The sequence below is a fragment of the Pseudomonas reactans genome, assembly GCF_013385825.1.
Taxonomy (GTDB): domain Bacteria; phylum Pseudomonadota; class Gammaproteobacteria; order Pseudomonadales; family Pseudomonadaceae; genus Aquipseudomonas; species Aquipseudomonas reactans.
Window position 1 is genome coordinate 1 of sequence record NZ_JACAPG010000011.1, and the last position, 8,904, is coordinate 8,904.

Annotated in this window: 9 protein-coding genes; 3 read left to right on the forward strand and 6 right to left on the reverse strand. The window is 60.9% G+C overall.

Annotated elements, in window-relative coordinates:
- Positions 1-144: 144 nt before the first annotated feature.
- Positions 145-1,065, forward strand: coding sequence for a lipid kinase YegS (yegS, locus tag HX868_RS11500; RefSeq protein ID WP_177002946.1), 921 nt, complete (start codon positions 145-147; stop codon positions 1,063-1,065).
- Here yegS and HX868_RS11505 read toward each other — a convergent pair.
- The 3 genes from HX868_RS11505 to HX868_RS11515 all read right to left on the reverse strand — a co-directional run bounded on the left by HX868_RS11505 (position 1,024) and on the right by HX868_RS11515 (position 3,390).
- On the reverse strand, positions 1,024-1,683 hold the full coding sequence (locus tag HX868_RS11505) for a response regulator transcription factor (protein ID WP_061449176.1): 660 nt from the start codon (positions 1,681-1,683) through the stop codon (positions 1,024-1,026). The genes yegS and HX868_RS11505 overlap by 42 nt on opposite strands.
- Positions 1,680-2,570 (reverse strand): sensor histidine kinase, encoded by an 891-nt coding sequence (locus HX868_RS11510; protein WP_177003262.1) that lies wholly within the window; start codon positions 2,568-2,570, stop codon positions 1,680-1,682. The genes HX868_RS11505 and HX868_RS11510 overlap by 4 nt, the downstream gene beginning before the upstream one ends.
- Before the next feature lie 370 nt (positions 2,571-2,940).
- The gene (locus HX868_RS11515; RefSeq protein WP_177002947.1) at positions 2,941-3,390 is read right to left on the reverse strand and encodes a hypothetical protein; all 450 of its coding nucleotides are present in this window, start codon (positions 3,388-3,390) and stop codon (positions 2,941-2,943) included.
- Positions 3,391-3,930: 540 nt separating this feature from the next.
- Between HX868_RS11515 and HX868_RS11520 the strand changes: the two genes are divergently transcribed.
- Positions 3,931-4,866, forward strand: a complete 936-nt coding sequence (locus HX868_RS11520; RefSeq protein ID WP_177002948.1) for a chemotaxis protein CheV — start codon at positions 3,931-3,933, stop codon at positions 4,864-4,866.
- Between the two features lie 39 nt (positions 4,867-4,905).
- Positions 4,906-5,712 carry an MOSC domain-containing protein gene (locus HX868_RS11525; RefSeq protein WP_177002949.1) on the forward strand — a complete coding sequence of 269 codons (807 nt, stop codon included), beginning with the start codon at positions 4,906-4,908 and terminating at the stop codon, positions 5,710-5,712.
- A gap of 66 nt (positions 5,713-5,778) precedes the next feature.
- On the opposite strand, the gene ppnP is transcribed toward HX868_RS11525, so the two are convergent.
- From ppnP to HX868_RS11540, 3 genes are all read right to left on the reverse strand, one after another.
- Positions 5,779-6,063, reverse strand: coding sequence for a pyrimidine/purine nucleoside phosphorylase (ppnP, locus tag HX868_RS11530; protein WP_010208796.1), 285 nt, complete (start codon positions 6,061-6,063; stop codon positions 5,779-5,781).
- 186 nt (positions 6,064-6,249) lie between these two features.
- Positions 6,250-6,792, reverse strand: coding sequence for a 3'-5' exonuclease (locus HX868_RS11535; RefSeq protein ID WP_033900803.1), 543 nt, complete (start codon positions 6,790-6,792; stop codon positions 6,250-6,252).
- Between the two features lie 73 nt (positions 6,793-6,865).
- The gene (locus HX868_RS11540) at positions 6,866-8,749 is read right to left on the reverse strand and encodes an acetyl/propionyl/methylcrotonyl-CoA carboxylase subunit alpha (RefSeq protein WP_177002950.1); all 1,884 of its coding nucleotides are present in this window, start codon (positions 8,747-8,749) and stop codon (positions 6,866-6,868) included.
- Positions 8,750-8,904: the final 155 nt, after the last annotated feature.

Genomic DNA, 8,904 nt, shown 5'->3' on the forward strand with positions numbered 1-8,904 from the left:
GGGCTCTTTTCCAAAAGTGACCCGCCGTAAGGGCGGAACCAATATCAGCCATTGCCAAAAAAATGGATATGCCCCCAGTAAACCAAACCCCCTCTCCAAAGGTCCCATCCTCCAAGCACCTTTGAATCCTGGAGTAACCCACCAATGACCACCCCCAAAGCCCTGTTGATCCTACACGGCAAGCAAGCCCTCAACGAGGACGTACGCTCTGCCGTGCAGGCACGGCGCGAGCAGGGCGGCGAGTTGGCGGTGCGGGTCACATGGGAAGGCGGCGACGCCCAGCGCCTGGTCAACGAAGCCCTGGCCGACGGCTACACCCACATCATCGCCGGCGGCGGCGACGGCACCTTGCGCGACGTCGCCGAAGCCATGGCCCAGGCCAAGACCGACGCCAGCCTAGTGTTGATGCCCCTGGGCACCGCCAACGACTTCGCCAAGGCCGCCGGCGTGCCGCTCGAACCCGCCCAGGCCCTGGCGCTGCTGGACGTACCGCCAAGGGCCATCGACCTCGGCCAGGTCGGCGGGCAAATCTTCCTGAACATGGCCACCGGCGGTTTCGGCAGCCAAGTCACCGCCAACACCTCGGAAGACTTGAAGAAAGTCCTGGGCGGCGCCGCGTACCTGTTCACCGGCCTGACCCGTTTCAGCGAGCTAAAGGCTGCCTACGCCGAACTGGATGGCCCCGATTTCCACTGGAAAGGCGAGCTGCTCGCCCTGGGCATCGGCAACGGTCGCCAAGCGGGCGGTGGCCATGAGCTATGCCCAGGTGCCATGGCCGATGACGGCTTGCTGGATGTCAGCATCTTGCCCGCCCCTCAGGAGGTGGTCGGTACCTTGCGCGAGTTGATGAGCAACGGCTGGGGCCTCGACACCATGTTTGTGCGGGCGCGCCTGCCGTGGGTGAATATCAAGGTTGCTCAAGGCCTGTACATCAATCTGGACGGCGAACCGCTGGAGGGCGATGACCTGCACTTCGAGGCCTTGCCCAAGGCCCTGCGCGTGCACCTGCCGGTGGATTCGCCGTTAGTCGTCCAGGCTGATGATCTGCTCGCGCACCGCGAATAACACCAGGCCGGCCACGTCGAAAATCTGCAGTCGCTTCATGATCTGCGAGCGGTGCGCTTCCACGGTCTTGATGCTAAGGCCCAAGCCGTGGGCGATTTCTCGGGTGGACTTGCCGCGCACAATCAACCGCAGAATCTCCAGCTGCCGCGCGGTAAGGTTATGGCTGTGGCCGGCCGGGGTGGTGGGGCCCTGGCTGCGCACCAGCGCCTGGTTGATCACTGTGTGGGCAATCGCCGGGCTCAGGTAGCGCTCGTTGTTGCGCAGGGCCAGCAGCGCGTGTTCCAGCTCGTTGGCGGTGGTGTCCTTGAGCAGGTAGCCATGGGCGCCGGATTCCAGCGCGCACATGATCAGTTCCGGGTCGGTGTGCATCGACAGGATCAGCACGCGACTCTTGGGGTAGGCGCGCTTGAGTTGCTGCAAGGCATCCAGCCCACCGGTGTGTTTCATCGACAGATCCAGCAGCACGATATCCGGCAACAGGGCGCTGAATTGCTCCAGCAACTGCGCGCCATCGCTGGCCTCACCGACCACCGTGTAGCCGGGAATGTCCTGGACCAGCGCGCGTACGCCGGCCCGGATCAGTGCATGGTCATCCACCAGGAGTAATGTGCAGGTCACTCGATAACCTTAGGGGAACTGGCCCGTTCGAGGGCGCGGGGCGCCCAGGGGAAAAGCGCGTCGATCCGTGTCCCTTTGCCTGGCTGGCTGTTGACGGATAACGAACCGCCAAGCTGATCAATCCGCTCTGACATGCCAGCCATGCCCCGTTGGCCTTCCAGGCCCGGGTTGATGGCCGGCGAAAAGCCCTGGCCGTCATCGCAGATACTCAGCGACAGACCCTCGGGCAGGCGTTGCAGGCGTACCAGCAGATTGCGCGCCTGGGCGTGGCGTAGCATGTTGGTCACTGCTTCCTGGGTGATGCGAAAGGCCGCTACGGCCATTTCTTCCGGAATGCCGGTGAGCCGCTGCTGGCATTCCAGGCTCCAGTGAATGGGGGTGTTTTCCAGGGTCTTGAGCAGATGCGCGCGCAGGCTGGCTTCCAGGCCCAGGCTGGCCAGTTGGCGAGGGTTGAGGATGGCGGAGACGTCACGCACCTTGGCCAGGGTTTCATTCAGGGTGTTGCACAGCACCGTGCACTGGCTTTGCAAGTCTTCGGGCAGGCGACGCTTGAGCCATTCACTTTGCAGCTTGGCGGCGGTGAGCAGTTGGCCGATGTCGTCATGCAATTCGCGGCTGAGGCGGTGGCGTTCGTTTTCCTGCACTTGCAGCAAGCGATCGGCCAGTTCCTGGGGCTGGAACTTGATGGATTTGCGCGAGTGCCACTGTTGCAAGCCAACCACCACCAGCGTGGCCAGGTTGAGTAGCACCAGCAGCGGTAAAGCGGCGGAGAAACTGTAGGCCCACAGGCTCATCAGCAGCGAGCCAAGGCACAGGGCGAGGATCAGACGGCGTGCATTGCTGCGGGACGCGGACCTTGCGATGAGTGTCTTGAAGTAGGCATACATAGCGGATGGAGCCAATGAAGGTTCGCTGCGGGAAGTCCGGTCACGGCGGCTGACGGGGCTCTGTTTGGAACGCGTTATCGAATCGTTTTTATGCATGATGAAGTTGAGCCACTTCGAGTGGGGCATAGTACCACCACTATTACCGTTGGTCGCCTTGTGCCGTGCCTGGCAAGGTTATTAACTGCGCAAATGCTCCGGGCGGTATTCCCAGAGTTCATGGAGTAGGGGAGTTATATTATTTCTGTTTGGATGTATCGATATTACCGTTACTGGCTAATTGATATCTTTGCCCGCGCGATTCAGCTCAACTGGATTAATGAGGTGTGTCGTTTTCAGACAACTTCCGGTTTAAACGCGACCCGATATCCGCTCAAGACACGTGGTGCATACGTTGCTGCGGTTTAAAACTGAAATTCTTTTGCGGAATATGCATTGTTACGGTAGCAATCAACGTCGTCTGCTCAGTTTCGTCCAGCGCCAATTGGCCTGTTTTCACATCAATCAACTCCAACTGCCAGGCCAGCAATTTCAGGCATTCTTCCAAGGCGTTCAAGGCTTGATCATGCAGTTGCAACGGGCTTTCGGCATTGGCGATCAGGTACTGGATATGCCGCGAGAATTCGCTGATCGCTTGCAGGGCAAGGCAATCGGCTTTTTCAGCGAGCTTGATCAGGCTGACCTTCATGCAGTCGATGGCGTCACTGTCGTTTCGGATCAAATGTAGGTGGCTCAGGCACTCTTCCGACTTGACCAGCAGCTTTTCAGCTTCATGCAGGAATTCGGGAAGAGCAAGTTGCCACTCGTTACCGTCGTTCATCATGCAAGTCTCCACAACATAAGGTCGGGTGATGAGATGCCGCACCGGGTGAATGGCTTAAAAGTAGCGCTGAAATATGACTGGAATCTGTAGGTTGCTTCTGAGTTTTTAGTAGGACGTTTATTAGAATGACGGCGACGGCTGTGCGCGGCCCTCATAAGCGGGGTCAATTGCACACCTTCAATTGCCGACATCTGGATGTCTGGAAGGCCCGTGGGCCGTGGGCTTGGGATGGCAAACAAAAGCCTGACTCCATTCATGCATTGAGAATGGCGTCACATTAATGGCTATTAGATATTGCGAATATCAGGTTGGGCCTGATTGTGCATAGGGGAATCCCTTATATGGCGGAACTTTGCATCGAATTGAATGTCGTGCAACGTCGCCGTACCGCTCTCTGGAGAGGCCAGCGCAGTAAACCATGATGTCAGTGTGACATCAATGAATTTACGTGGCATTTTACACGGGTCAAGGTCTGGCGCTTGCCGCCGATAACAAGCCTTAAGTGAGCTGCACAATCCCTTAGCGCATCAGGAGCTTTTAATGGCCGGCATTCTCGACACGGTAGATCAACGCACGCAACTGGTGGGTGAGAATCGCCTGGAGATCCTCATGTTCCGCCTGTTCGGGCGTCAGCTGTTCGCGATCAACGTGTTCAAGGTGCAGGAAGTCCTGCAACTGCCCAAGCTGACCTTGATGCCGCAGCGCCATCCTTTCGTCTGCGGCGTGGTCAACCTGCGGGGCCAGACCCTGCCGGTGATCGACCTGTCCCAGGCCATCGGCATGCGCCCGCTGGTGCCGGGCCCGAACAGCACCATTATCGTCACCGAGTACAACCGTTCGGTGCAGGCGTTCCTGGTGGGCGGTGTGGACCGCATCGTCAACATGAACTGGGAAGCCATCCTGCCGCCGCCGACCAGCGCCGGTCGCCAGCATTACCTCACGGCCATCAGCAAGGTCGACGACCAGTTGGTGGAAATCATCGATGTGGAAAAAGTCCTGGCCGAGATCGTGCCGTATAACGCCAAGGTCTCCCGTGAAAAACTCGAAGACCCGGTGCTGGAGCGCGCCCGTGGCCGTGAGGTGCTGCTGGTGGATGACTCCAATGTGGCCCTCTCGCAACTGCGCGACACCCTTGGCCAACTGGGGGTGAAGATGCACATCGCCAGTGACGGCCTCAAGGCGCTGAACATGCTCAAGGCCTGGGCCGATGCCGGCCACGTAATGACCGATAAGCTGCTGATGATCTTCACCGACGCCGAAATGCCCGAGATGGACGGTTATCGCCTCACCACCGAAATCCGCAACGACCCGCGCCTGCGTGGCCTGTATGTGGTGCTGCACACCTCGTTGTCCGGCAGCTTCAACGACTCGATGGTGAAGAAGGTCGGCTGCGACAATTTCCTGTCCAAATTCCAGCCCGACAAGCTGGTGGACGTGGTGCGTCAGCGTCTGCTGCTGGACGAAGCGCCCGCTTGACCTTAGGGTGATGGCTTTGCCCCTCAGGAATGCAGGCTCATGCTTCGTCTCAGCGCGTTGTACCGTTACCCCTTGAAGTCCGGCAAGGCCGAAATCCTGCAGCACGTCGGCCTGGATAAACTCGGGGTGGACGGGGACCGACGCTGGATGCTGGTGGATGAAGCCAGCGGCCGTTTCCTCACGCAGCGCGCTGTGGCCAAGATGAGTCAATTGTCGGCGCTGTGGAACAGCAGCGGCGGCCTCACACTGAGTTCACCGGGCTACGCCGCGCTGGACGTGGCGCTGCCGGGTAGCGATGCCGAATTGCGGGGTGTGACGATCTGGCGTGACACTCTGCGCGTACCGGACGCGGGCGACGCGGCGGCGGCCTGGGTCAGCGACTTTATCGGCAAGCCGACGCGGCTGGTGCAAATCCCCGTTGAACGCGCCCGCACCACCCAGGCCGGTTACGGCAAGGACGACGACCAGGTCGCGTTTGCCGACGGTTACCCGCTGCTGGTGATCGGCCAGGCGTCGCTGGACGATCTTTCCCAACGCATCGGCCGCCCCATGGACATGCTGCGCTTTCGTCCCAACCTGGTCATCGAGGGCAGTGAAGCTTTCGCCGAAGACGGCTGGAAACGCTTGCGCATCGGCGACGTGGAGTTCCGCGCGGTCAAGCCGTGCTCGCGCTGCATCCTCACCACCATCGACCCGCAGACCGGCGAGCGCAGCACAGACCGTGAACCCTTCGCTACGCTGGAGGCTTACCGCAAGACTGAAGATGGCGCGATTTTCGGCCAGAACCTGGTCAACGATGGCATTGGGCGGTTGGAAGTCGGGATGCCGGTGACGATCCTGGAGTAGTTTTCCTCAGGCATAAAAAATGCCCGTCTCTTGTGAGACGGGCATTTTTTTGTTTCCGGGAAAGCCTTAGCCGCGGTATTCGCACAGGTAAGCAGTGTCCACGGCGACTTTCAGCTGGAACTTGCTGTTGGCCGGCACGTTGAACTGGCTGCCGGCGGCGAAGGTTTCCCACTCGCTGGCATCCGGCAGCTTGACGGTCAGGGCGCCGGACACCACGTGCATGATTTCACGCTGGGCGGTGCCGAATTCGTATTCGCCGGGGGCCATGACGCCGATGGTCGCCGGACCTTCTGCGGTGCCGAAAGCGATCGACTTGACGGTGCCGTCGAAGTACTCGTTGACTTTAAACATGGGCGATTCCTCGGAAAAGGGGTTGATGCTTTACTGTAGGAGCGAGCTTGCTCGCGAAGATCGTCAACGATAACGCGGGTGATCTGATTAAACGCGGTGCCTGGGCGTTCTTCGCGAGCAAGCTCGCTCCTACAGGTAAGCATCACCAAAAAGGGCGTCCAGTATGCCCAAGGGCAGAGGAGCTGCCTAGACCGGCAATATCAGCGGCAGCAGGCGCGCCGTATTGCGTGCATCCTCCAGCGCCCGATGTTGCTGGCCATGAAACTGCATCCCCGCCAATTGCAGGGCGCCATTGAGCCCCAAGGGCTTGTCCAGGCGGCGGGCCTTGGCGAAGCGTTGCTTGAGGTTCACATGGGGTGTGGTGGCGAGTGCGCTGGCCAGGCCATGGCGTTGCCATTCCAGTTCCAGTTGCCTGCGATCGTAATCGCCCCAGCTGGCCCAGCCTTCCAGGCGCGGCTGATGCTGGCCCAGCCAGCGCTCGAACAGCGGCCACACCTCGGTAATCGGCGCTGCGCCATCGATGTTGGCCTGGGTGATGTGGGTCAGTTGGCGACAAAAGGGCGTCAGCAAGGGGCGGCGCAGCGGCCGCACAAAGCGCTGGAAGTGATCCAGCTCGCGGCCCTGGCGGTTGACCAGGCTCGCGCCGATCTCGATGACTTCCATCTCCGTCACGGGCCAGCCGCCTTCATCCGTTGTGGCTTCAAGGTCAATAATCAGCCAATGAGGCATCGTGCAGGTTCCCGTACTCTTCCCTTTCTGTTGGGGATAGAGCGTAGCCCGGCCCTGTAGTTCCGCCTAGGGGTCAGACGATCTCCAGCAGAACCTGACGATTGCGCACCTGATCACCGGCGATTACCTGCACGCCTTTGATCACGCCGTCGATACCGGCCGTCAGCGGATGCTCCATTTTCATGGCTTCGAGCACCAGCAGCAGCTGGCCTTTGGTCACGCTGTCGCCGGCGCTGACCCGCACGTCGACGATTGCACCGTCCATCGGCGCCTTGACCGTGCCGCTGCTGGCGTCGGCCTGGCGGCTGGCGACTTGCTGGGTGCAGTCGATCACCCTGAGACCGGGTAGCCATAGTTGGTTGCCGTCGAAGTGATAGGCGATGCGGCGCCGGATACCGTTGAATACCAGGGTGGCGTGGCGGCCGTCGGTGGTGAGTCGCAGTGGCTCAGCACTGACGGTGTGGATGTTCCCGTTGACCTCCAGGCGATAGGTGCAAGGCGCGCTGGCGTTGTTGCGCCATCCCGCCAGGCCTTGGGGATGCTGGTTGGCGCTGTGCTGGTAAAACAGCGCGGCGGCCAGGGCGAGCTGTTCTGTTGATGGCGTCAGGGGCGGGATTTCGCGGAAGTGCTCAGCGATAAATCCGGTACTGAAATCGCCGCCAACAAAATCCGGATGCTTGAGCAAATCCACCAGCAGCAGCTGGTTGGTCGCGACCCCCAGCAACACCGTGTCTTCCACCGCCCGTAGCAGTTTGCGTCGCGCCTCTTCGCGGGTGGCGCCATGGGCGATGATCTTGCCCAGCATCGGGTCGTAGAACGGGCTGATGCGTTGGCCTTCCATCACGCCATGGTCGATACGCACGCCAGTGGCTGGGTCCCAGCGCAATACGTCGCCGGTTTGCGGCAGGAAGCCTTGGGTCGGGTCTTCCGCGTACAAGCGTACTTCCATGGCATGGCCACTGAGGGTGACGTCGGCCTGTGTCAGCGGCAGTGGTTGGCCGGCGGCGATCTGCAGTTGCCAGTCCACCAGGTCGAGGCCGGTGATCAGTTCGGTCACCGGGTGTTCCACTTGCAGGCGCGTGTTCATTTCCAGGAAGTAGAAACGGCCATCGCGGTCGAGCAGGAACTCCACGGTGCCGGCGCCGATGTAATTCACCGCGCGCCCGGCCTTCAGCGCGGCTTCACCCATGGCTTGGCGCAACTCGGGCGTCATGACAGGGCAGGGGGCTTCTTCGATGACTTTTTGATGGCGACGCTGGATCGAACAGTCGCGCTCGCCAAGGTAAATGAGGTGGCCGTGGCTGTCGCCGAACAGCTGGATTTCGACGTGGCGCGGGTCGGTCAGGGCTTGTTCGAGGATCAGTTCGTCGCTGCCAAAGGCGTTTTTGGCTTCCGAGCGGGCGGTGTGCAGGTTGTCCAGCAGGTTTTTCGATTGGTGGACGAGGCGCATGCCGCGACCGCCGCCGCCGGCGCTGGCTTTGATCATAAGGGGGTAGCCGATGCGGTCGGCTTCCTGTTGCAGGGTGGTGTCGTCCTGGGCGCTGCCTTGGTAGCCGGCGATGCAGGGGACGCCGGCTTTGAGCATGGCGAGTTTGGACAGGCGTTTGCTGCCCATCAGTTCGATGGCCTCAACGCTGGGGCCGATGAAGGTGAGGCCGGCGTGTTGGCAGGCGCGGGCGAAGTCGGGGTTTTCGGAGAGGAAGCCGTAGCCGGGGTGGATGGCGTCGGCGCCTGTGCGTTTGGCGGCGTTGAGGATGGCTTCGATGTTGAGGTAGGACTGGTGGACGGGGGCCGGGCCGATGTGGACGGCTTCGTCGGCCATCTGCACATGTAGGGCCTGGGCGTCGGCGTCGCTGTAGATGGCCACGGTGCGATAGCCCAAGGCCTGGGCGGTGCGTTGGATGCGGCAGGCGATTTCGCCGCGGTTGGCGATCAGGATTTTTGTTAGCTGCGGCATTTTTGGGCTCCGGGTACATATCCGTTGTTTGGGTAACGGCTGCTATGGGTTCCGCCCTTACGGCGGCTCACTTTTGAAGAGCGCAAAAGTAAGCAAAACGCTCTTGCCCCAACACTCGGCACCTCGCCTAGGCTCGGTGTGCCCTCACTCCGGCT